The sequence below is a fragment of the Corynebacterium lizhenjunii genome (assembly GCF_011038655.2).
Taxonomy (GTDB): Bacteria; Actinomycetota; Actinomycetes; order Mycobacteriales; family Mycobacteriaceae; genus Corynebacterium; species Corynebacterium lizhenjunii.
Genome location: NZ_CP064954.1, coordinates 133,938 through 156,250 on the forward strand (window position 1 = coordinate 133,938; position 22,313 = coordinate 156,250).

A 22,313-nucleotide genomic window follows, 5' to 3' on the forward strand; every position below is an offset into this window, starting at 1 on the left:
GGCTCCCGCATTGTTGTTTAAAATCCTGTCGAAGAAGCAGGTAGCGGAACGAGCCCAGTACCCGGTGTTTTGCCGACTTCTTAGGATGTCGAGTTGGCTCCAGCATTCACTTTCCGTCAGATACACAAATTTGCTGTGGCCCGAGGCTTCATGATTTGGCTCTGGGGCGCCAAACGATGGAGCCAGCGAGGCGCAGAACGCAAGGATCATCGCCCCGAGGAGCATTATGTGCTTGGGACGGTAGCTGTTATTGGGGTTTAGCATGTCACTACTCCGTCGATGCGACCCTTGTGAAGGGCGATATTTGTGCGGGTACCAGCTATTACCAGTTTGCACGCTGAGTCTGCGGCAAACGCAAAGATTACTTTGACTCGTATGTCCCAATCGCAATGATTATAAACTTGGACGAAACCTTTTTCCGGTACCGCGCTGATGCAATCTGGCGCACGGTCGCTGGCAGAACGCAGTTTTCCAGTGGAACTGGAAGAGCTTATTGATGAGATTTCACCACTTTCTTCTACGGTGATAATAACCTGGCTGCTTTCATCATTCTCGAAAGCGTTTTCTGCGGCAATTGCGGGGGCAGACTGAGTGGCGGCTGAGAGGGCGACGGCACAAATTGCGGATGTAACATAGCTGTGGCTCTTGGACACTTTGGTTCCTTGGAATTGGGTGGAGTTCTGGGCGGATGCACGGCGTACCGTTAGGTATTTGTCGTGCTCCGAAAATCGTAGTGTGAAATGGCATTGGACTCGTGCTTGTTTTGAATCCGTTGCATTTCGCCTGGGGCTGGTCTCGTCCTATCTGTATTGTGGGGCACGTTTCTTCGTGCTCCTCTAGGCCACCTCTGCAGCGTAGCACAGAATCACGCGGTGCATCACGGGGGTGAATAATGGGCCACGAGGTTGCGGCCGGGTGCTGAAGCTGCGGCCGGTTGCGAGGTATCTTGGCGCCAGGGTTGCCGGGGTGCGCGCCTGGTGTGCTAGGGTAGTGAGCCAAGTCCCAACCTCTAGAAGAAAGTAACCTCGGAGACTGATTATGACCTTGATGCTGCACCTGTAGTTTTCCTCCGCCACACCGCAAGGTGTCCACGCGGGGTGCCAGTTGTGTGCCCTGCGTGAGGAGCCCCCGTTGTGGGGCTGTCACAGTATGCTTTCCGCACGCTTCGGCGATCGCGGTTGTCATTGCTTGGAGAACACATGCAGCAGCATAAAACGGATCATAAGACTGATCCGGAAACTTTCTGGACCGCGGTCCGCAGGGACCACCCCGACTATATTCGCTGGTTCGTCGCTGATACGGCTAGTGCGTTGGGGGCATCGTTAATTTCTATCCCTATGGCCATGGTCAGCCTTCACGTCACCGGGAGCCTGAGTCAGGCGGGCCTGGTAGGCGCCGCAACGTCTTTGGGTTCAATGATCATGACCATTCCGGCGGGGATGATCATTGATCGCTTCAACAAGAAGCGACTTCTGTTTCTCTATGGCCTCTCGTTATTTTTGATATGGGCTGGGTTTTCGGCTCTACTGGTGTGGGGCGTATTGAGCTTTCCGCTGTTGTTGCTGTTCGGGTTGAGTGCGGGACTAATAACCGGCACGTTCGGTGGTCTGACCAACGCCATCCTACGGTTCATCATCGGGGAGAAGCTCCTGGTGGCGGCGCAAGGCAGGAACCAGACTCGTGACAGTATCGTCTGGATGGCCGGATTGCCTCTAGGCGGTCTGTTGTATGGGATAGCCCCTGTGATCCCCTTTGTGGCGCAGGCTGTCGCGGGTCTAGGGCCCATTTGCGCGGCTAAGACGATAGAAGCCAACCTTGAACAGCCGGGTACGCGCTCGACGTACTCCTTCGAGGAGTTCTGGGCGGATACCAAGTACTCGTTGACCTGGATTTGGAAGTACCCAACCCTGCGGGCAGTGTTCGGGGTGGATCTTTTCGCGAACTTTGCCAACTTCTTCTTTATCGCAGCGGTCGATCTGTGGCTAGCGTATCTCCAGGTAGAAGGCTGGATAATTGGATTGGTCTCTGCGACATTTTCCATCGGCATGGTCGTTGGCGGCCTGGTGCAAGACCGGTTGATCCGACTCTTCCCGGCAAGCCGGATTATCTGGGTGACCATGCTTTGGCAGCTTGGCTGCTATCTCTTCCTGGTTGCGTTTTCACAGTACTGGCCGCTGATTGCCGTCGCGACATTCGCGGTCAGCATCCCTGCCGTAGCGTGGATGTCTTATTCGGGCGGATACCTGGTGCTGTCAGCTCCGCCGGAGAAGATTGGCAAATGCTCCGCCGGAGCCCGCTTGATGATGGGCCTGATGCCCGTCCTGGCGTCTGCCGGCGCGGGGGTAATGCTCTCGGCTGTCGGCTTCCGGCTCAGCATGGCTGTGTGTGCCGCGTGCGCGGCTGTGGCGTGGTTTATATCCACTAGTCAGGTGCTGCGCAGACTGCCCAAGGCAGCAGACTTTGACCAATTACCCGTCTACGACGGATGAAAGTGAGGAAATGATGAAAAACGCTCATATTGATGGTGTCACGTTTGACACGGGCGGACCTGCCAAGGCCAGCATAAAGGCAACCGGGCTGGCTTCGGTGAGAAACGGAACCACGCTTTTTGAAGACCTTGATGTCACTGTCGATTCCTCGACGAAGCTGGCAATCATGGGAAAGAACGGGGTGGGTAAATCCACCTTCCTGCACATTCTTTATGGTTCATTGCCGCCATCGGCCGGTGAATTGAGCCGGGTGGGCAGTGTCTTCCTTGTTGAGCAGAACCTTGAGGCGCCACCGCAGACGCTGGTAAAGGAATACGTTGAATCCATGCTGGCGGAATCGGTGGAATTGCTCCAACAGATCGAAGTGGCCTCGGAAGAGGTATCAGGTGAAATCCCTGGTGCGCAAGAACGCCTTGCGGAGCTGCTTGAGAGGGCCGACCGCGTGGGGGCATGGGATACTCAGTGGCGGCTGGAAAAGGCGTTGGATGCTTTTGGAATGATGCCTTACCTCCAGGCTCCGCTGGAGTCATTATCGACTGGGCAGAAATATCGGGTGCGGCTAGCAATCGCGTTGGCGCTACAACCCCAGTTTCTGCTGCTGGACGAGCCCACCAACCATCTTGATAAGGCGTCGATTGAGTTTCTGAACGGCCAGCTTGCCCAGCGCCGCGGCGGCACAGTGGTTGTTACCCATGACGGCGGCTTCGTGGAGAGATTTGCCACCTCGATTCTTGACTTGGACCCTACCAGGGACGGCAGCCATAGCGTCTACGTGGGCAGCCTGTCTAGCTGGAAAGAGAAGAAGGCCGCGGCACTTGTGCGCTGGCGCGAAGACTACGCAGAATACTGCGAGAGGAAGGCCGAGCTAGAGCGGCGGATGGTCGGCTACCGGGCTAAGCAGATTACGGGTTGGCGCCCGCCCAAAGGCACCTACCGGAACGCACGGGCCTCCAAGACGGCGGCCATCTTGAAGAGCACGGAACGCCTGATTGGTCGTATGGAAGCTGAATTGGTTGAGGTGCCACCGCCGCCGCAGGAGTTCAACCTTCCGGTGGTTTCTAGCGCGCAGGAGGAGTGGGCCTTTCGAGCATCTGAGTTGGTGATTACCCGCGAGGTGTCCCTACCGGGGGAGCTTGAGGTTGACGGCGGGGACAAGCTCCTTCTCTATGGCCCTAATGGATCTGGGAAATCCACCTTATTGAAAGCCTTGGCGGGAGAGCTTGCCATTCGGAGCGGGAAACTGGCGGTCAATCCAGCACTGACAATCTCATACTTGCCGCAAGTCCCGCCGCAGTGGGACTTGAACCGGACAGTGAGGCAGCTGTGTGAGGAGGAATTTGGCAGCAGCGCGGAGTACGTCATTGATTCTTGTGCAGTTCCAGCTAGCGAGCTGTCGATTAAGGCCTCGACCCTGTCAATGGGGCAGCTGCGCAGGCTGCAATTGGCGGCATGCCTGGCGGTGCCGGCTGGCTTAGTTCTGCTGGATGAGCCCACGAACCACATCTCCCGCGAATTTGTTGGGGTTCTCCTTGAGCACCTCAATTCCACGTCTGCGGCAGTTGTCGTGGCATCGCATGACCAGTTGTTCATCGAGCAGCTGGGCGGCTGGCGCGTGTTGTCGTTGGGAGGGGAGGGACAGAGGGTATGGGACACAACACAATCACCCGTGGTGTAATCTGGCTAACTAGATATTGGCAGGCAGATGAGGAGTTAGCGCAGTGGTGAAAAATATCCTGCTGATTGAGTCAATGGCTGCTGGCAATGCCCTTGTGGCCCAGCGGGCCGCAGAGCGCGGTTACCGGCTGCACATCGCCACGGCAGACCGCAGTCTGTACCCAGATGCTGAAGGGGCCGAGTTTGTAGATATTGACACCAGCGACTACCGGGTACTGCAGGACTATGTGTCCAAGAACAGTGACGACCTTGCTGCAGTTGCTAGCCCCACGGATGGGTGGGGAGTGATGGCGGCCCAACTACGCGATGAGTTCAGGTTTGCCAGCAGATTTTCGCGCGAGCGAGCTCTCACGGTTCCGGGACAAGGAGTGGGTGCGCAAGCAACTGGACCTATTCGGAAAAAACGGAGATACCAGCGCGGAAGCAGCAGGCGGTGCGTGGCGGTTTCCGCTCATCGCTAAGCCACGCCGCGGAACTGGATCGCAAGACATTCGCATTATCAGTACAGCTGAGGAGCTAGCGGAATTTCGCCAGTCGCATAACGCGACGCCGGACCAGGAAGTGCAGTGGGTTATCGAGCCCTACCACCAAGGCCCGCTATATTCGGCGGAGTGCTACACGGATGGCAAGAGTTTCTACTTTTTCGGCATAACCAATCGAATCATGTCGCAGCCACCGGAATTTGTAGAGGTGGTCAAGACCTTCCCACATGCACACGGGACTCCATGGGAAGATTCCGCGCGCGAGTGGACGCACAGCGTACTGGAAGCCCTTGGTTACAATGCCGGATTTGCGCATGTGGAGTTTATTCAGACGCGCGAAGGCTTCGAGCTGGTGGAACTCAATGCACGAATGGCGGGAGCATTGATCACCCCGGCGGTGGCTGCGTGTACGAATTATGACCCCTATGCGATGGTGATTGATGAGGCATTGGGCGCAGACGTTGAGGTGCCGGGGCATCGGCAAGTTCGGGGTGGCCACAGCCATGTCAGTCTGTACGCACACAGACTGGGCAAGCTCAAGCGTGTGGAGGGCGCGGAGGGCCTGAACGCCTTTCCTGGCCAACCTACCTGGCACCCCGCAAAGACGCTGGGTTCGCAGATTGAGCAGTTGGGGACGTACCGGGCGCGCATTGGCAATGTATCTGCGGTGGCACCCACGCCCGAGTTGGCGCAGGACCGAGCCATAGCGGCAGCGCAGAGTCTTTCGGTGGTTATCGAATGAGCCCAGCCACTACACTGATCCCCGGTATGGGTACGCAGAAGTCCCGGGTTGGCATTCTGCTAGCTGCGATTGTGATCTCCGGAATCACAACATTCATGTTCTATCCGCTAATTGCCCTAGAACTGATTGCACGTGGACAGTCCCCAGGTAGCGCGGGGCTTATCCTGGGGTTCCTCTCGGGCACGGGCCTCATCCTGTCTGGAGTAATCGGGTCTCTCAACGCGCGGTTGGGATCCAAGGCATTGGCCGTGGCGGGACTGGTGGTGCGCACGGCCGGCCTGTTGGTCTTTGCATTCCCGGTGGGTACACCCGTCTATATTGTGGGCGCCATTGTGGCTAGTTTGGGCAGCTCTGCCAATGGCTTGGCCATCAAGACGGAATTGATGCGTACTTCGGCTTCGCGCAATACTATTACTTTGCGTTCCATTGCGGTGAACCTGGGTGCATTGGTGGGGCCCTCTGTGGGCGGATTGCTTTACCTCAAAATTTCTTTCACGCAAATTGTCTACCTGGCCACGGCATCATATGTGCTGCTGGCCGTGGTGCTAGCATTTGTTAAATTCCAGCCGCCGGAAGCCGACGCTGCGGAAGCCCACGCTGCAAAAGCTGATACTGCGGCGGCTCAGGCTACAGTAGCCCCGCACCCCGCCGCCAACTCTGGCCGCGGCAGCACCGGGCTGGATGGCCCCTTCGTACTACTGCTGGTATGTACCTTTTGTTATTGGGCCATCTACTCCCAGTGGAATCTGGTGGTGCCCATCTACGCCACTGCGGGCTTTGGTACTCATCTTGGCTCTTCCTGGATATTTACCGGTAACGCGGTGTTGATATTGGCGTTGCAGTACCTGCTAATTGTCAAGGCGCTGAAAAACATCGCTGCAGAAATCATTCTGGGCGCCGGTTTTGTGCTGTTTGAGGTCGCATTCTTAATCCTGCTCACCAGCCCCTCAATAATTAGCGCCATTGCCTTCGCCACGGTATTTTCCCTGGCGGAATTGTTGATAAGTCCGACCTTGGACGAGGTCACAGCACAACTGCGGCAGTCCGGCAGCGGGCTTACAAAAGCCTTTGGAATTACCGCCACGGTCAGCGGTGTGGCCTCACTGCTGTGTTCTTTTGGGGGCGGCCGTTTGATAGATACATTTGACGCTGCTGGCGGAGTTGGTGCGCTAACCCTGCCCGTTGGGCTGGTCGGCATTGGCTGCGCGGTGGCCCTAAGTAGGAGAAAAACCCCATGATTTTTTATATATTAGAGGCCCGCAAAGCCATTATGGAGGCTGCGCAGTCCCAGGGCGGCGAAGGCATTGCGGTGGTTGCGCCCGGTGCAGACCACCATGATCTCGCAGGGTATCCGATTATTGAGGTTGCAGATGCTAAGAACCCTTTGCTGGTGGCTCAGGCGCTTGCCGGGGTAGCGGAATCTTCACCGCAGCGACAAATGTGCATCGGTCTGGGCGATGACACCGCGCAGTGTGCCCTGATGGTCAATACGTTTTTTGGCTGGGAGGTGGAGCACCTTCCCAACTTCACGTCCTTGGAGAGCATGCGCGATAAGCACCGTTTGCGTTGCACCTTGGGGCCCGGGCACCGCCTCAATGGGCAGTTTTGGACTGTGTCTGCCGATGCCGCTGCCGCCACTTGCACTCCCGACGCCACTCCCACCAGCACGTCCGCAGTGGTAGTACAGTTGCTGGAATCCTGCCCTAATGGTGTCGTGCTCAAACCTAATCGTGGTTCTGGAAGTAGGGACGTGCTCACGGTGCGCGATAAGGCACAAGCACACTCCGTTGAGCTGACGGGGGAGAGCTTCCTGGCAGAGGAATTATTCTTCGGCCCCGAGTTTTCGGTGGAAGGCCTGAGCTGGGACGGCCAGTACTTTCCACTGGTGGTTACGCAGAAAACTACGGGTGGGGCTACGGGCCTGGTGGAAACTGGCCAGCTGCAACCGGCGCGCATCGGCAAGCAAGAGACTATGGCGCTGTTTGCTGCGGCGGAGGAGGTGCTCGCGGCGGTAGGGTACCGCTTTGGGCTTTCACACATTGAGTTCATTCTGAGTGCCACCGGGCCGAAGCTGATTGAAGCGCATGGGCGCGTGGGAGGGGACCGGATTGCGGATATGATGCGCTGGTCTATAGGGGCCACGGCTTTTGAGATTCTCTTCCAGACCTATGTGACTGGCCAAGGGCCGCAGCTTGCCGATGCCCCCGCCTGTCACCCGTCCCCGCAGGAGGCTGCCATCCGGTTTGTGGATATGACGGGGTGGAAGGGGACCGATGAGCAATGGCGCCAGCGGGTGGCCGCGTGCCCGGGGGTGCAGGAGGCGGTGGTGCTGAAACCTGCAGGGCAACGCGGGTTGATTGGGAAATCGGCCGACCGGCATGCGCACGTGCTGGTGGCGGGCGACGACGCTTCAGCGATTCTGCGCGCGGTGGAGGAGGCACTGGGCTAGGGTGTGCTGGGAACACTCTTCCCTATCCTTGGAGCTTTAGGGTAATTTGCGTTAAAGCTCTCCAGGGGTAAAAATAAAGGCCGAGAAAGTGAGGACAAGGTCCCTCGCTATGAGTGGGGAAAGATCTGCAGGACAATTTGCGCCTTGTAGGTCTTTCCTCTTTTTCGGCCTAATTGCCTAATGGTCAAATGTTGACCACCATCAGGATCTATTTCATGCGGAAACGCTGCCTCTAGCGCTTCCTCCGACAGCCGGACACGATTCCTTGGGTAAGGCGGGGGATCACCCCCGAATTTTGGTACCTATTCCCACCGCGCTTCCCGTGGTGTAATCTAACCCTGCCCTAACTCAGGTTAGGCTTAGTTTACCCTTCTGAAGGGTCATTTTAAAGCACACAGGATGGAGTACGCACGTATGTCTTTGCGTTTGGTAGGCAGTCCGCGGCGATGGACTGCAGCATTAAGTTCTTTGCTGGTGGCCGTGTCCCTGGCCGCCTGCTCCGGTGGGGCAGATTCGAGCTCTGCCAGCAGCGAATCCGCCTCTGGCCAGGCCACCTCCAGCCAAGCCATGAGCAGCGAGGCTGGCTCCAGCAGCGCCATGGCGGCAGGTGACGCCAAGGCCAACGGGAGCTTCCACGTCACCGACGTGGCCGGGCGCGACGTGGCTTTTGAGAAGCGCCCGGAGCGTATCTTGCTGGCAGAAGGCCGCGGACTCTTTGCCACCTCGCTGCTGGATAAGGATGAGCCGCTGCGCAACGTGGTAGCGGTGGGCAATGACTTCCACACCGCCGCACCGAGCTACGAGGCCAAGTTTGCGGAAGAAAACGCCGCTTACAAGGACCTGCCGCGGGTGGGCCACATTGCCAAGGGCGATGTCACGGTCGAAAACCTGCTGTCCTTCAACCCGGACGTAGTGGTGATGACCCTCGACCACAAGAAGGCCGCAGAATCCAATGGTTTTTTGGACAAGATGGATAAGGCGGGCCTGAAGTACGTGTTCACGGACTTTAGGCAAAAGCCCCTGGAGAACACCCCGAAGTCCATTGAGGTCTACGGCAAGCTCTTTGACCGCGAGGACAAGGCTGCGGAGTACACGGAGTTCTACACCAAGAAGGTCGAAGAGATTTCCCAGCGTGCGGCGAAGCTCAAGGACAAGCCCACCACCTTCCTGTGGCGTGCTGCGGGCCTGAAGGACTGCTGTGCCACGGTCAAGGAATCCAACCTCGGCGACCTGGTGGTGGCTGCAGGTGGCACCAACCTTGCCGATTCCCTCTTGGACACCGAATCCGGTGACCTCACCCCAGAAAAGATCCTTGAGCAGAACCCTGAGCACATCATTGCCACCGGTGGATCCTGGGCCAAGAACCCAGACAAGCCCGAGGTCCTGCCGCACGTAGAACTCGGCTATGCCGCCACCCCAGAGCAAGCATCAAAGACGCTGCAGGGCCTGCTGGCCACCCCCGGCTTTAGCGAGCTGCGCGCACCAAAGGAAGGCGACCTGCACGCGGTCTACCACCAGTTCTATGACTCCCCGCTTAACGTCTTTGCCCTGGAACAATTTGCCGTGTGGCTGCACCCGGAGGAATTTAAGGACCTAGATCCGGAGGCGGACTTTGCCGCCTTCCACAAGCAGTGGCTGCCATTTGAACTCTCCGGCACCTTCTTTGCCACCCTGAATGGCTCCCACCGCTAATGCGCAGGCCTGCTCACTGGCCTGCACAAAAGGAGGCAGCAATGACTCAAACGCTTAATCAAGACGCGATTATTGCGCAGTATCGACGAGCCAGTGCCCGCAAGGTGGCCATCATTGCGACGCTGACTCTGGGAGCAGTGGTGGCCTTTGTGGTGGCTACGATCATTGGCCCAGTGGACTTAAGCGTGCGTGATGTCGCCCAGGGCATCTTCCGTCCGGATAGCGTGGATAGCACCACCCGCACGGTGCTGTGGACTTTGCGTCTACCGGCATCGGCCATGGCGGTCCTCATTGGGGCATCGCTGTCACTATCCGGCGCCCACATGCAAACTATTTTGGACAACCCGCTGGCGGAGCCATTTACCCTAGGCATCTCGGCGGCCGCAGCCTTTGGAGGCGCTGCCTCCATCGTGCTGGGGTGGTCCTTAGTGTCGCACCCGCAGTTTAATTTGGCGGCGGTGGCGTGGGCATCGGCCCTGCTGGCTGTGGCCATCGTGGCAGGTGCGGCGGTGTGGAAGTCCGCTAGTGCAGAGTCGATGATCCTGCTGGGCATCGCTCTGGTCTTCCTTTTCCAGGCCATGCTCTCGTTGCTGCAATACCGCGCCACCACTGAGGCCCTGCAACAAATTGTGTTTTGGACCATGGGGTCGCTGCAGCGCGCGAACTGGGCGGCCAATGGGATTATTGCGGCATCCCTAGCCCTGGCCATCCCGTTCACGGTGATTAACGGCTGGAAGCTCACCGCGCTGCGTCTGGGCGATGCTCGCGCCGCGGCACTGGGTGTTAATGTCACTCGCCTGCGGGTATCCACGCTGGTGGTGGCCTCTCTGCTGGCGGCCAGCGCGGTGGCCTTTGCCGGCATCATCGGCTTTGTGGGTCTGGTCGGCCCGCATGTTGCGCGCATGTTGGTGGGTGAGGACCAGCGCTACTTTGCCCCAGCTGCCATGGCTAGTGGCGCCATACTGTTGGCCGGGGCGCACGCAGTGTCTATCAGCATGGTTCCAGGCATTGCGATCCCGATTGGCATTATTACCGCCCTGGTGGGTGTGCCCTTCTTCGTGGGGCTGGTGCTCTTCCGCAAGCGCGGGGCTTGGGGGTAGGCGATGTTAACCATTACAGATCTGCATGTCTCTTATGGTCGACGCCAGGTTCTCCGCGGGATCAGCGCTGGCTGTGGTGAGCCCGGTACGGTCACCGGCCTCGTGGGACCCAATGCTGCCGGCAAGTCCACCCTGGTCAAAGCCGTTGCAGGGGTGTGTCCCATTGCCTCAGGCCAGGCCCAGGTGGAGCTCGACGGCACCGTGTTGAAGGGCCGGGCCCGCCAACGCGCACTGGGCTATGTGCCCCAGGATGTGCTCTCCAGCGCCAGTCTGACGGTCTTTGAGTCCGTGGTCATTTCTGCCCGCGGTGCCGTCGAGGACCCCTTGACCGCCAGTGCCGAGGCCCTGGAACGATTGGGCATAGCTGGCCTGGCGCAGCGCAGTGTGCGGGAACTCTCCGGCGGGCAGCGCCAGCTCGTGGCCGTGGCCCAGATGTTGGTGCGCCGTCCCCACGTGCTGCTGCTGGATGAGCCCACCTCCGCCCTGGACCTGCGCCACCAGGTTGAGCTGCTGCAGCTCACCCGCCAGGAAGTCCGCGAGCGTGACGCCGTGGCCCTGGTGGTCTTGCACGACCTCAACCTGGCTGCGCGGTACTGCGACCAATTGCTTGTGCTTGCCGATGGCCAGGTGGTCGAGCATGGCACTCCCGCCCAAGTCCTGCGGGCCGACCTGCTAGAACAGGTCTACGGCCTGCGGGCCCGCGTGCTCGATGATGAAGGTACACCCGTGGTGTGCCCCGTCGCCACGACGTGTGGGTAGTTTTTGGTACCACTTGCGAACTATTCGGGTGGGGCGTAGTGTGCTGGGGAACACGTTGTTCCCTATCTTTGGAGTTGGTCATGAGGCTCTTTTGTCGCACGTTGTTGGCGGAGGACCTCAATACTAAATGCTGAACTTCAATTTGGTGGACTTCATCCTCAATTTGCTTTTGCCCCTACTGGTTACATTTTTCGTGAGCTTTCCTTTGCTGGCGGCTACCAAGAGCCGAGGTGGTACTGCGGCCCTTAGGCGTGTGGAAAAGGTGTGCGCTGTCGCGTTCTTATGCGCGCTGGCTCCCCCGGCAATCTGGTTGAGTTGGAACCCTACTACCTCGCCAATGGAGACGTTAACGCAAATGGCACCTGGAGAATATCCGGAATGGCAAATTGCCGCGTGCGTTGTCACGTTGTGTCTGGCTTGTGGATCCTTGGGAGTAAGGCTGATTAATAGCAACACTGAACTGGTCCTGTCCTCTCTCATGGCGGGCCTGGGCTTTGCTGTGGCTTTTACCTTGGGTGCTGGATTTCCGGAGGTGACTTCGCAAGACGGGATTGGACAGCTACTGTGTTTCATTGGGGTTGGGGCGGGCACGTTCGTAATCAACCTGGGCGTGTGGGTGGTACGCTCCTACATCTGGAAGTGGCGGCAGCAACGCTCGCGTGGGCCGGCGAGCTCGCCACGCTAATAGTGCTTCGGGTCAAGACACGCTAAGTCAAGACACGCTAAGACAAGACACGGCTAAGGATGAAACCTGAGTTAGGTCAAATTGGTGTGGTTCGAATCATATTGACACGCTGACCTGCATGGTTGGGTCTGTGGTGTGCTGGTTTGTCTGACTAAGAGGGTGGTTGTGGGGGTGGGATTATGCTGTGGGGTATGTCTCTGCCTCGTATCCGTACTGTTCCGACTGCCTCTGGGGCCACGGCTGTCCAGGTGATCTGGCGCTATGTTGACCGCAAACCGGTGCTCGACCACATTGGATCGGCTCATAGCGATGAAGAATTAGCACTGCTTGTGGCCAAGGCGCAGCGTCTGATTGACGGTGACCAGTTGGCCTTCGATATTGACACCACAGGTGGTGTGGGCAATCGGGGTGCTACGGGGTCTGCTGATAGTCCATTTGCCATCACTAGCGAACGTGCTGGGTATCTTCTCGATGCTATTCGTGGCGCGTTTAGCGTGCTCGGGTTGGATACCGCCACTGGAGATGATCGTGTCTTCTATGACTTGGTGGCAGCGAGGATTATCTCACCAGGTTCGAAATTCGAATCAATCGAAACGCTAGAAGAAGTAGGCGTCCAATCAGCGTCCTACAGCACGATTCAGCGCCATCTGCCTGGGTATGCCACGGCAGAGTTTCTCGACAGGATCAGTGGCGCTCTTGCCTCGTATGCTGGTATTGGCCCCGGGGTGATTGTTCTCTACGATGTGACCACGCTGTACTTTGAAACAGATAAAGAAGCAGCTGCGCAAACCGGGTTTTCTAAAGAACGTCGGCTAGAGTCACAAATCACCGTTGGCATGCTCACTGATGCCACGGGTCTGCCGCTATCGATCGGGGCGTTTGAAGGAAACCGGGCAGAAACCCACACGATGCTACCGATGATTCAGCGCCTAGCCCAGGCCTACAACCTCGATGACATCACCGTAGTTGCAGATGCCGGAATGTTCTCCGCAGCCAATAAACAAGCCATCGTTGACGCAGGCCTGGGCTACATCCTTGGGACAAAGCAACGCGAGATCCCTGCCGTTATCAACTCCTGGCGCACACAACACCCAGGCCAGGACTACACACACGGCCAAATCTGGAGCGCCGTGAACCCGGCCGGGGTGGATAAGCAAGATGGCAATGGTACTCGTTTAGTAACGTACTACCAGTACTCGCAGGACCGGGCGCGCCGAACGCTCAAAGGTGTAGCCGAGCAGGTCGCAAAAGCTGAGCGTGCTGTAGCTGGCACAGTGCCAGTGAAGCGAAATCGGTATGTCAATCTCAAGGCACCACACAAGGCAGTCAATTACAAACTCGCCGAAAAGCACCGGGCACTGGCCGGGATAAAGGGATATGAGACCAACCGCCTGGATTTCACCGCAGAACAAGTCATTGATGCCTACCGGCGGTTATTCAAGATCGAGAAGTCATTCCGGATGGCGAAATCAGATTTGCAGGCCAGGCCAATCTATCACCGCAAGAAAGACTCCATCGATGCCCATCTTGCAGTAGTAATGTGCGCAATGGCCTGCGGCCATGTTCTCGAACAGGCCACCGGTCTATCACTAAAGCGCCTGGTCCGGACACTGAAAAAGTACCGCTCAATCACCCTCAACATTAACGGCCAGACCGTCTACGCCCACGCCCCACTACCCGCCGATGTCAGCGAGCTCATCGAAAAGCTCCCAAAATCTGACTAAAATGACCTAACTCAGGTCGCGTGGGCCGGCGAGCTCGCCACGCTAATAGTGCTTCGGGTCAAGACACGCTAAGTCAAGACACGCTAAGTCAAGACACGGCTAAGGATGAAACACATGGCTAAATCAGACAATCTGCGCGTCAGTTATCCCGGTGTGATTGCTGGGGCCATCCTAGGCGGGGTCATGGCCCTGGCTACGGGAACCTGGTGGTGGCTGCTGGTGGGGCTAGCCCTGGGATTGGCGGCGCTGCCCCTGGTGCGGCGAGCGCCTGATCCGGGTAAGTCCCGTAAGCACTGGGATGACAACTTCCGGGACTGAGTTTGTGGGTTCCCGGGGACTAGGACCGCGGTCCCTCCCGGACTAAAACACCTCTATGCGCCCACCCATAGATTCCGCTTGGCGCAGCTGGGAGACCCAGCCATGGCCGCCGGGGGATAGCCGCAACACGGGGCGGGAAGAAATTTTTACCGGGCTCACCGACTCCGCGCGTGCCCCGGAGCGTGCCTCCAGTCGGGTGCGCGCGCTATAGCCAGCGCTGGCAAGCTCAGCAATAGAAGGCTCCGGCGCTGCCAGGCTATCGCGCGCGGCGTGTAGGAGCACCAGGATCTCATCCAAGGCTTTGACCACTGCCGGTGCATTGGTCTCACACATCTGGCGCACTAATTCTGCGCGGGTACCGGCCACGCGGGTGGCGTCTTTGAAAGAACCAGCGGCTAGCGACTGGGCCAGGATCCCGCCGCGGTCACCAACTACGGCCAAGGATTCTGCCAACACGTGCGGCAAGTGGGAGACTCGCGCCACGGCCTCATCATGGCCGTCCACGCGCACCGGCATGGCCTCGGCCTTGACCATGGCGGTCAGGCGCACCACGTCGCTAAACAGCGCCGTCCACTCAGGGCCGACCTTGTCCACCTCCGTGGCGTAGTCATAGGTCACCGCCCAGGCAGCACCAGCAAATAACCCCTGCTGGGAGTTATCCCAGCCCGACTGTGCCGTGCCCGCCATGGGGTGCCCGCCTACATAGCGGTGCTGCATGTCGCGCTGCTTAATCAGCTCATAGACGTGGGATTTCACTGAGACGACATCGGTAATCCCGGTGGTAGGGGCGTGCTGGGCAATCTGGTCCAATACGCTGGCCACGGCCCCAAAGGGTACGGCAATGACAATGAGTGCTTGCTCGGCTTCCGCGCGGGTTAGGACTGTGGTCAAGTCATCGGCCACATCGTAGCCTTGCTTGGCGGCGCGCCGGGCCCCGGATGTGGAATGGTTGTATCCAAATACGGGGTGGTTGCGTCCAGCAAGGTCGCGCAAAAGCGAGCCACCAATGAGTCCGAGGCCAATAATGCACACGGGGCGAGAGAGAGTATATGGATTCACATGACAATTGTGGCATATTCCGACTAACCTGACGAGGTATGAGCATGGAATTTGACCGCGAAGTTAACCGCGGGTCGCAGCAGCCAGAACTGTTGTCCTTCGCTGTGACCGCCGCGCGCGGGGAGGGCACGTGGGATGTCCGGGCCTACCAGGAGGACTTCACCGACACCGCCACCTCCATCAACGCGGTGCGCGCCCTGCGTGCAGAGGGTGCCGCCTTAGCCTTGCTGTGCGTCGATGATGACTATTTTGTCCTGGTCCGTCCCGTCCCCGGCGGTGTGCGCATGTTGCTTTCCGATGCCACTATGGCCGTCGATGACTCCTTTGCTGCAGGTTTCCTGGAGTTGCGCGACCTAGACGTCCCAGATATTGACCCGGCCGAGCTTGATGATGCTGATCCTTTTGGCGACGGCGACTTCGACATCCTCGAAGACCTGGGTTTGGATGAGTTCCAGTTGGCGGCGATCATCGATAACGAGGAGGACTACGCTTCCGATATGCTGCTGCGTATTGCCGGTGAGCTGGGCTTTGGGGATGAACTCGAAGAAGCCATCGAGAAGTAAACCCAGTGGGGGCGGCCGCCACATCGGGAAAGGCAATCCACTCGGGGCCGGCCACCTGGCAAACGGGCACCTACCGAACGGGCAGTTAAGGCACGATCAGCTCGCGAAAGGGCAGTTAGCGGACGGACACCTACCGAACGAGCTTTTAGCGGCCGGGCTGCGGCGCGCACAAGAGCGCATGCGATTTGCATTGGACGTTGCCGCTGCGACCCCGCCGGGTGACGTGCCGGTGGGGGCTGTTATCTACGATGCCGCCGGACACGTGCTAGCCACCGGCGTCAACCGCCGGGAGGAGCGACGCGACCCTACAGCGCACGCGGAGGTCGAGGCCATTCGCGCGGCGGTAAAAGAGCTGGGGGATTCCTGGCGGCTGACGGATTGCGAGGTCGTGGTCACGCTTGAACCGTGCGCCATGTGCGCCGGCGCGCTGGTGGGGGCCCGGATTGGGTCCATCGTCTTTGGTGCGTGGGAGCCCAAGACCGGGGCGTGTGGTTCGCTGGTAGAAGTCCCGCGCGCGCCGGGGTCGTTGCACGTGCCGCAGGTGCGCGGTGGCGTGCTGGAGGCAGAATGCGCGCAGCTGCTAGCAGACTTCTTTTCCGGCCGCCGGGGCCCGGCGTCGGGCCATTAGACGCTTCCTGCCAGCCTCGCACCGCTCATCAACGGGGTGTTATGTGATTAATTTCACCCCATGGGGCCGTGGGACTTACGTACTATGGTTGGCATGGCTGATTTCGAGAACAAAAAAGATGAAGTATTGGGCTCCGCAAAGGAAAAGATTGGGGAGGCCACCGGCAACACTGACCTTGAGAACGAGGGCAAGGCTGACCAGGTCAAGAGCGACGTTAAGGAAGCAGCTTCTGAGGCTGTAGACGCCGTGAAGGACAAGGCCAACGAGGTCATCGGCAAGCTCAAGGGCGACTAAGGATTTTGCTCACTGCGGACCACTGCTTTAAGCTGGTTCGCGGTGGCGTGTCCGAGCGGCCGAAGGTGTTCGCCTCGAAAGCGAATGTTGGGTAACCCCCAACCGCGGGTTCAAATCCCGCCGCCACCGCCGCAGACCCCAACCTGTTTACACAGGTTGGGGTTTATTTTTGGCTGCGCCCGCCGGCCGTTAAAGTGGGCCTAATGGCCCGGAGAGTGCTAGAACGGGCACGTGGAGAGAGGAACTTAAACCGTGGCACAGCTGCTGTTCCGAGTAGGCCGATGGTCCTTCCTAAACAAGTGGAAGGTCATTGTGGCATGGGTGTTATTGGTGGCCGCCGCTGGTGGCGCCACCCTCGCGCTGATGAAACCCATGACCAGTGAGTACTCCATCAAGGGCACGCCGGCCATTGATGCGACCTACCGCGCCATGGAGCTCTTCCCAGAGTCAGGCAACCCCGCCAACGCGCCTTCGGTGAACTTGGTGTTCCAAGCCCCCGAAGGCCAAAAGCTCAGCGACCCAGCCAACTACGTAGCGGTCCAAGAAGTGGTGGACTACATCAACACCCACCTCAACCTGGAACCGCAGCAGCGCTGGGGCAACCCCCTAGACGTCTCCCCGGAAATTCAACGCCAGGTAATCGACCAATTCACCTCCATGGGCCTGCCAGCAGAGACTGCCCGCCAAGACGCGGATAACCTGGCCATGGTCAACAAAGATGAGACCGTTGCGTACACCACCTTCGACTTTGATGCGGAAAGCCCCTACTCCGTGGATCCTGCAGATAAAGACGTGGTCACACAAGCCATGGAGCTGGGCCGCAGCAAAGGCTTGACGGTCGAAGCCGGTGGGGCGGGTTTTGGCGATGAAATCGCCATCAACTCCACATCGGAGATTATTGGCCTGGCCGTGGCATTCCTGGTGCTGATTTTTACCTTCGGCTCGCTGGTCTCTGCCGGGATGCCACTGATTTCCGCCGTGGTGGGCGTGGGCCTGGGCGCGATGGGAGTCATGATCGCCACGCACTGGGTCGAACTCAATGATCTCACCCCGGTGTTGGCCGTGATGATTGGTCTGGCAGTTGGCATCGACTATGCCCTGTTTATCATGTCGCGCTACCGCCAAGAACGCTCCCGCATGGACGGCCCCGACGCCGCAGGCATGGCAGTGGGCACTGCGGGTTCTTCGGTGGTCTTCGCCGGCGCGACGGTGTTCATTGCCCTCTTCGCGCTGATCATCGCGCGAATTGGCTTCCTCACCGCCATGGGCCTGGCCGCCGCAGGTACCGTGGCTATGGCGGTGCTGGTAGCCCTCACACTGGTGCCCGCCGTGCTGGGACTGGCTGGCGACAAGGCTTTCGCCGGACGCGTCCCTGGAGTTGCTGGCAACCCTACGCGGGCGCAGACACGGGTGGGGAAGCGGCATCGGCAGCGTACGACCCTGGGCAACCGCTGGGTGCGCCTGGTCCACCGCGTGCCAGCGCTCATCATGGCCGGGGTGGTGCTCAGCCTGGGTGCGCTGGCCGCCCCCGTGCTGCACATGGAGCTTGCACTGCCAGCAGATACCACCTCCAACCCGGATACCACCCAGCGCCGCGCGGCCGACCTGCTTTCTGCCGGCTTCGGCCCCGGCGTCAACGGCCCCTTCCTGGTTATTGTCAACGGCCAAGACGTCAACCCGGACTCTGCGGCACTGGCGCCGCTGGTCAACTCCCAGCCGGAAGGCAGCCCTCAGGACAAGGCCACCTTGGCATCATTCCTCTACGCCACCGACAAGCTCAAGCAAGTGGGCGGGGTCAAGCACGCACAGCTGGTGGGCCTAAACTCCGAAGGCACAGCGGCCCAGATTATGGTCACTCCCACCACCGCGCCTACCGATGCCACCACAGTCGGCACCGCCACCGCCCTGCGCGCCGCCAATGCCGAAATTGCCGATGCCACCGGAGTCGAAGTCGGCATGACCGGCCTAACCGCCGTGCAGCTCGACATCACCGAACGCCTCGAGGCCGCCATGGGTCCCTACCTTGCGGTAGTGGTGGGCCTGGCGATTGTGCTGCTGCTCGTTGTCTTCCGCTCCATCATGGTGCCCCTGGTAGCGGGCCTAGGCTTCCTATTGTCCGTGGCCGCCGCGTTCGGCGTCACGGTAGCGGTATGGCAAGACGGTCTGACGGGATTGGTGTCCGCGCCAGGGCCGCTGATTTCTTTCATGCCGATTTTCCTTATCGGCGTGACCTTCGGCCTGGCCATGGACTATCAGGTCTTTCTGGTCACCCGCATGCGGGAGCACTACATACGCCACCCCCAGGGCACTGGCAACCAGTACACACCGGTGGACGAGTCCACCATCATCGGCTTCACCAAGGGCGCCCGCGTGGTCACGGCTGCGGCGATCATCATGATTGCCGTGTTCGTGGCCTTTATCAACCAACCGCTGCCGTTCATTCAGATTTTCGGCTTCGCGCTGGCGGCGGGCATTCTCTTCGACGCCTTCTTCATCCGCATGTCGCTGGTCCCGGCCACCATGTTCCTCATGGGCCGCGCCACCTGGTGGATGCCGCGCTGGCTGGACCGCCTGCTGCCCACTCTAGACATTGAGGGAACTGCCCTGGAGGAAGAATGGGAGGCGCGGCACCCGGAGCCAGCCGGTAAGGTGTAGCGCATGCACACTGCCGCACACACCCCGCCCGCTCTGAACCAAGATTTGAGTTTTGAGGTGACCACGCGCCTGGGCCAACCCGGCCCCGGCAAGCATGGCCGCACCGGAGTCATCCACACTCCGCACGGCGATATTGCCACCCCCGCATTCATCCCGGTGGCCACGAAGGCGACGGTCAAGACGCTCACACCGGAGCAGATTCGCTCCACTGGGGCGCAGGCCATTTTGTCTAATGCCTACCACCTGTACCTGCAGCCCGGCCACGATGTTGTCGATGCCGCCGGAGGCGTGGCCGCCTTCGAGAACTGGCACGGGCCCACCTACACCGACTCCGGCGGATTCCAGGTGATGTCCCTGGGCGTGGGCTTTAAAAAGGTACTGGCCATGGATGTTGCTAACCTCACGGAGCAGGACATTCGCGCCGCGAAGAAGGAGCGTTTGGCCCAGGTCGATGAGGACGGCGTGGACTTCAAGTCCGTTATCGATGGCTCCAAGCACCGCTTCACCCCAGAGGTCTCTATGCAAATTCAGCACGGTCTGGGCGCGGACATTCTCTTTGCCTTTGATGAGCTGACCACGCTGGTGGATACTCGGCAGTACCAGGAGGAGTCCGTGGCACGTACGCACCGCTGGGCGCGCCGTTGCTTGGAGGAGCATCACCGCTTGACGCTATCGCGGGCGGATAAACCCCGCCAGTCACTGTGGGGTGTGGTGCAGGGCGCCCAGTATGAGGATCTGCGCCGCCAGGCTACGCGTGGTTTGCTTGAGCTTTCCGATGCCGCCCAGGCCGCCGGCAAGCGCGGCTTTGGCGGGTTTGGCATTGGTGGGGCCTTGGAGAAGGAAAACTTGGGCACCATCGTTGGTTGGGTGTGCGATGAATTGCCGGAGGACAAACCCCGTCATCTGCTGGGCATTTCCGAGCCGGACGATATTTTTACTGCTGTCGAGGCCGGGGCGGATACTTTTGACTGTGTTGCGCCGACTCGCTTGGCTCGCCGCGGTGGGGTGTACACGCTGGATGGCCGGATGAACCTGACTAATGCTCGCTTTAAGCGTGACTTTAGCGGCGTGGATGAGGAGTTCGGCGGCTATGTGAGCACGAACTATTCGCGCGCGTATTTGCACCACTTGCTCAAAGCCAAGGAGTTCCTGGCGGGCACCTTGTGCACCATGCACAATCTGGAGTTTATGATTCGCCTCGTCGACAACATCCGCGCCTCCATCGACGGCGGCTACTACGAGTCCTACCGCGACGAGTTCCTGGGCCGCTACTACGCCGCCAAGCCCTAACCCCGCTCGCCCTCCGCCTCAGACACCCGGGCCGCCCGCGTAGTCACCAACTCCGCCCGCACGTCTAGCCCCTCCGGCTGCCTGTTGTTGGCTGCCGTGGGGCTGGGGTGTTGCGCTGAGTTGCGTTGGGTTGCGCCGCTAGCTTGGAGCGCTACGCCGACTATTGCGCTGAGCCCGCACGTCTAGCCCCTCCGGCGGCCTGTTTTCGACTGCCGAGGGGCTGGGATGCTGCGCTGCTTGCCGCGCTGCCTGCCCGCGCTACTCGTTGCGCTGCGCTGCGGGCGCGCGGGTTAGTTGGTGGGGCTAGTCGGCACCGGGACACCACCACCGGGTGACTGCCAAGCCACCTGCCCACCAAGCCTTGTCATCCGGCCCCGCCGGACGGGCACTCCTCCTGGCGGGTGGTCTTCATTGGCACCATTATGGTGCGGGCATAACACCGTGAGGTTCTTGATGTTGGTTTCCCCACCATCAGCCCACGACGTGATGTGGTGGATCTGGCATTTATCAAACGGCACGTGACAGTCCAACCATGCACATTCAGGGCTCTCCGCGGCAAGGAGGAGGCGCTGCTTGTCGGTAGCAAAGCGCTCCATACGGTAGACATCCACCGGACCGTGCACCCGGCTTAGGATTGCGACGAACCCGTGCTTGAGCAAAATGCGCTCAGCTAGTTCTTTCCCAGTCATCCGCGCCCCATTATTCGCCCGAACAACAATGTCCGAATCGGCGAAGTTTGCCCCGGCAGGGTTGGCTGTGGTGGCACTGGTGTGGGTGTTGCCCGTGAGGTCTGCACCGGTGCCGGTGGCACTGGTGTGGTTGCAGTCGGAGACGGCGAGCAGCTTGGCGAAGGTATCCAGCTGCAGGGTAATCATGGGGATGTAGTTCAATCGCCCGGCACCACCTTCACCGCGTACTAGGTTAAAGAAGCTTTCTGCTGGGGCGGATTGGTCGATGGCATCGTAGACATCGGTAAGGTCCACATCGCGTGCGGTAATCGACATGGTGGCTGTGCCGTTGGCGTAGCGGCGTATAGAGACTTTTTCTACCGGGGTGTCATCCTTTGGGTTCCATTCCCGGCGTAGTTTACGCGCCACAGTGGTGAACTGGCCTGCGGGTGTAGCACACAGGTGTTGGCGCATTCTCCATTGTTGGGTGGTTTTGGTTTTGGTGACTTCGCGTTCTATTTCTTGCATGGCTATTAGCCCGTGTCCGTGGCGGCGGGCGCCTTTGATAGCGCTCCTTTGCCTGCGGCTAGGCTGACCGGGCCCGCAGTACAGCCGGTGGAGGCGCACCAGGAACTCTGCGGTATCTGGTGCAACGCCTAAGCCCTCCAGGTCTGTGGTGGTGGCATGCTCTAGCTGTGGCAGTGCGTCGATGACGCTGCCTAGCAGGGCGGCGATGTTGATCTCGTTCATGGTTGTGACGCTAAGGCGATTGCGCAACCCTGCGCAAGGGGAATTTTGGGAAAACCCGAAATCTGTGGATAACTCTCCGAAAATGTGCACTCTATTAGACAATTGTCGAAGAATTCCACAGGAAGAATTCCACAATCGTGACATAATCTAGCCCCGCACGGGCAAACGGGGCGCTGGCTCAGCTCGGCCCGGCAATAAGACAGCGGCGCACACGCGGGGCGGGTCCGCAAAATGGGTTGCGTGGAACACGGGCGGTCTGTGCCGCACGGGCGGACTGCGGCGCGCACGCGGG

The 22,313-nt window shown here is 59.6% G+C and carries 19 protein-coding genes and 1 tRNA gene; 17 read left to right on the forward strand and 3 right to left on the reverse strand.

Features of this window, described 5'->3' with window-relative positions:
• Positions 1-257: 257 nt before the first annotated feature.
• Complete coding sequence (locus tag G7Y31_RS00655) at positions 258-653, reverse strand: hypothetical protein (RefSeq protein WP_165011174.1); 396 nt, start codon at positions 651-653, stop codon at positions 258-260.
• A gap of 546 nt (positions 654-1,199) precedes the next feature.
• Here G7Y31_RS00655 and G7Y31_RS00660 point away from each other — a divergent pair.
• The 11 genes from G7Y31_RS00660 to G7Y31_RS00710 all read left to right on the forward strand — a co-directional run bounded on the left by G7Y31_RS00660 (position 1,200) and on the right by G7Y31_RS00710 (position 14,114).
• On the forward strand, positions 1,200-2,489 hold the full coding sequence (locus tag G7Y31_RS00660; RefSeq protein WP_165011175.1) for an MFS transporter: 1,290 nt from the start codon (positions 1,200-1,202) through the stop codon (positions 2,487-2,489).
• A 13-nt stretch (positions 2,490-2,502) separates the two neighbouring features.
• Complete coding sequence (locus G7Y31_RS00665) at positions 2,503-4,164, forward strand: ATP-binding cassette domain-containing protein (RefSeq protein ID WP_165011176.1); 1,662 nt, start codon at positions 2,503-2,505, stop codon at positions 4,162-4,164.
• 371 nt (positions 4,165-4,535) lie between these two features.
• Entirely contained in the window at positions 4,536-5,387 is an 852-nt protein-coding gene (locus G7Y31_RS00670) for an ATP-grasp domain-containing protein (RefSeq protein WP_165011177.1), read from the forward strand.
• Positions 5,388-5,413: 26 nt separating this feature from the next.
• Positions 5,414-6,625: an MFS transporter gene (locus G7Y31_RS00675; RefSeq protein ID WP_165011178.1), complete on the forward strand. Its 1,212-nt coding sequence runs from the start codon at positions 5,414-5,416 to the stop codon at positions 6,623-6,625.
• On the forward strand, positions 6,622-7,836 hold the full coding sequence (locus G7Y31_RS00680; protein ID WP_165011179.1) for an ATP-grasp domain-containing protein: 1,215 nt from the start codon (positions 6,622-6,624) through the stop codon (positions 7,834-7,836). Before G7Y31_RS00675 ends, G7Y31_RS00680 begins: the two co-directional genes overlap by 4 nt.
• A gap of 567 nt (positions 7,837-8,403) precedes the next feature.
• Complete coding sequence (locus G7Y31_RS00685; RefSeq protein WP_425321664.1) at positions 8,404-9,528, forward strand: ABC transporter substrate-binding protein; 1,125 nt, start codon at positions 8,404-8,406, stop codon at positions 9,526-9,528.
• A gap of 41 nt (positions 9,529-9,569) precedes the next feature.
• On the forward strand, positions 9,570-10,628 hold the full coding sequence (locus G7Y31_RS00690; protein WP_196823582.1) for a FecCD family ABC transporter permease: 1,059 nt from the start codon (positions 9,570-9,572) through the stop codon (positions 10,626-10,628).
• Positions 10,629-10,631: 3 nt separating this feature from the next.
• On the forward strand, positions 10,632-11,387 hold the full coding sequence (locus G7Y31_RS00695; protein WP_165011182.1) for an ABC transporter ATP-binding protein: 756 nt from the start codon (positions 10,632-10,634) through the stop codon (positions 11,385-11,387).
• A 355-nt stretch (positions 11,388-11,742) separates the two neighbouring features.
• On the forward strand, positions 11,743-12,072 hold the full coding sequence (locus G7Y31_RS00700; protein WP_165011183.1) for a hypothetical protein: 330 nt from the start codon (positions 11,743-11,745) through the stop codon (positions 12,070-12,072).
• Between the two features lie 191 nt (positions 12,073-12,263).
• A complete protein-coding gene (locus G7Y31_RS00705) occupies positions 12,264-13,796 on the forward strand; it encodes an IS1634 family transposase (RefSeq protein WP_196823583.1) in 1,533 nt (510 codons plus the stop codon).
• 114 nt (positions 13,797-13,910) lie between these two features.
• Positions 13,911-14,114 (forward strand): hypothetical protein, encoded by a 204-nt coding sequence (locus G7Y31_RS00710; RefSeq protein WP_165011210.1) that lies wholly within the window; start codon positions 13,911-13,913, stop codon positions 14,112-14,114.
• Positions 14,115-14,156: 42 nt separating this feature from the next.
• Here G7Y31_RS00710 and G7Y31_RS00715 read toward each other — a convergent pair whose 3' ends face one another.
• Positions 14,157-15,173 carry a prephenate dehydrogenase gene (locus G7Y31_RS00715; protein WP_165011211.1) on the reverse strand — a complete coding sequence of 339 codons (1,017 nt, stop codon included), beginning with the start codon at positions 15,171-15,173 and terminating at the stop codon, positions 14,157-14,159.
• Between the two features lie 38 nt (positions 15,174-15,211).
• Here G7Y31_RS00715 and G7Y31_RS00720 point away from each other — a divergent pair, with 38 nt between their 5' ends.
• The 6 genes from G7Y31_RS00720 to tgt all read left to right on the forward strand — a co-directional run bounded on the left by G7Y31_RS00720 (position 15,212) and on the right by tgt (position 20,603).
• A complete protein-coding gene (locus G7Y31_RS00720; protein WP_235923142.1) occupies positions 15,212-15,736 on the forward strand; it encodes a tRNA adenosine deaminase-associated protein in 525 nt (174 codons plus the stop codon).
• A 178-nt stretch (positions 15,737-15,914) separates the two neighbouring features.
• Positions 15,915-16,364 (forward strand): nucleoside deaminase, encoded by a 450-nt coding sequence (locus tag G7Y31_RS00725; protein WP_165011212.1) that lies wholly within the window; start codon positions 15,915-15,917, stop codon positions 16,362-16,364.
• A gap of 93 nt (positions 16,365-16,457) precedes the next feature.
• Positions 16,458-16,658 (forward strand): CsbD family protein, encoded by a 201-nt coding sequence (locus tag G7Y31_RS00730; RefSeq protein ID WP_165011213.1) that lies wholly within the window; start codon positions 16,458-16,460, stop codon positions 16,656-16,658.
• A gap of 41 nt (positions 16,659-16,699) precedes the next feature.
• A tRNA-Ser gene (locus G7Y31_RS00735) sits at positions 16,700-16,787 on the forward strand.
• A gap of 123 nt (positions 16,788-16,910) precedes the next feature.
• The gene (locus tag G7Y31_RS00740; RefSeq protein WP_165011214.1) at positions 16,911-19,313 is read left to right on the forward strand and encodes an MMPL family transporter; all 2,403 of its coding nucleotides are present in this window, start codon (positions 16,911-16,913) and stop codon (positions 19,311-19,313) included.
• Between the two features lie 3 nt (positions 19,314-19,316).
• Positions 19,317-20,603 carry a tRNA guanosine(34) transglycosylase Tgt gene (tgt, locus tag G7Y31_RS00745; protein WP_165011215.1) on the forward strand — a complete coding sequence of 429 codons (1,287 nt, stop codon included), beginning with the start codon at positions 19,317-19,319 and terminating at the stop codon, positions 20,601-20,603.
• A gap of 290 nt (positions 20,604-20,893) precedes the next feature.
• On the opposite strand, the gene G7Y31_RS00750 is transcribed toward tgt, so the two are convergent.
• The gene (locus G7Y31_RS00750; protein WP_165011216.1) at positions 20,894-22,021 is read right to left on the reverse strand and encodes an HNH endonuclease signature motif containing protein; all 1,128 of its coding nucleotides are present in this window, start codon (positions 22,019-22,021) and stop codon (positions 20,894-20,896) included.
• Positions 22,022-22,313: the final 292 nt, after the last annotated feature.

Coding starts and splice junctions, on each gene's coding strand:
- G7Y31_RS00680 (WP_165011179.1), top strand. CDS start 6,622: ATGATTTTTTATATATTAGAGGCCCGCAAAGCCATTATGGAGGCTGCG.
- G7Y31_RS00685 (WP_425321664.1), top strand. CDS start 8,404: ATGAGCAGCGAGGCTGGCTCCAGCAGCGCCATGGCGGCAGGTGACGCC.
- G7Y31_RS00705 (WP_196823583.1), top strand. CDS start 12,264: ATGTCTCTGCCTCGTATCCGTACTGTTCCGACTGCCTCTGGGGCCACG.
- tgt (WP_165011215.1), top strand. CDS start 19,317: ATGCACACTGCCGCACACACCCCGCCCGCTCTGAACCAAGATTTGAGT.
- G7Y31_RS00725 (WP_165011212.1), top strand. CDS start 15,915: ATGCGATTTGCATTGGACGTTGCCGCTGCGACCCCGCCGGGTGACGTG.
- G7Y31_RS00675 (WP_165011178.1), top strand. CDS start 5,414: ATGGGTACGCAGAAGTCCCGGGTTGGCATTCTGCTAGCTGCGATTGTG.
- G7Y31_RS00665 (WP_165011176.1), top strand. CDS start 2,503: ATGAAAAACGCTCATATTGATGGTGTCACGTTTGACACGGGCGGACCT.
- G7Y31_RS00730 (WP_165011213.1), top strand. CDS start 16,458: ATGGCTGATTTCGAGAACAAAAAAGATGAAGTATTGGGCTCCGCAAAG.
- G7Y31_RS00695 (WP_165011182.1), top strand. CDS start 10,632: ATGTTAACCATTACAGATCTGCATGTCTCTTATGGTCGACGCCAGGTT.
- G7Y31_RS00660 (WP_165011175.1), top strand. CDS start 1,200: ATGCAGCAGCATAAAACGGATCATAAGACTGATCCGGAAACTTTCTGG.
- G7Y31_RS00700 (WP_165011183.1), top strand. CDS start 11,743: ATGGCACCTGGAGAATATCCGGAATGGCAAATTGCCGCGTGCGTTGTC.
- G7Y31_RS00710 (WP_165011210.1), top strand. CDS start 13,911: ATGGCTAAATCAGACAATCTGCGCGTCAGTTATCCCGGTGTGATTGCT.
- G7Y31_RS00750 (WP_165011216.1), bottom strand. CDS start 22,021: ATGAACGAGATCAACATCGCCGCCCTGCTAGGCAGCGTCATCGACGCA.
- G7Y31_RS00720 (WP_235923142.1), top strand. CDS start 15,212: ATGAGCATGGAATTTGACCGCGAAGTTAACCGCGGGTCGCAGCAGCCA.
- G7Y31_RS00690 (WP_196823582.1), top strand. CDS start 9,570: ATGACTCAAACGCTTAATCAAGACGCGATTATTGCGCAGTATCGACGA.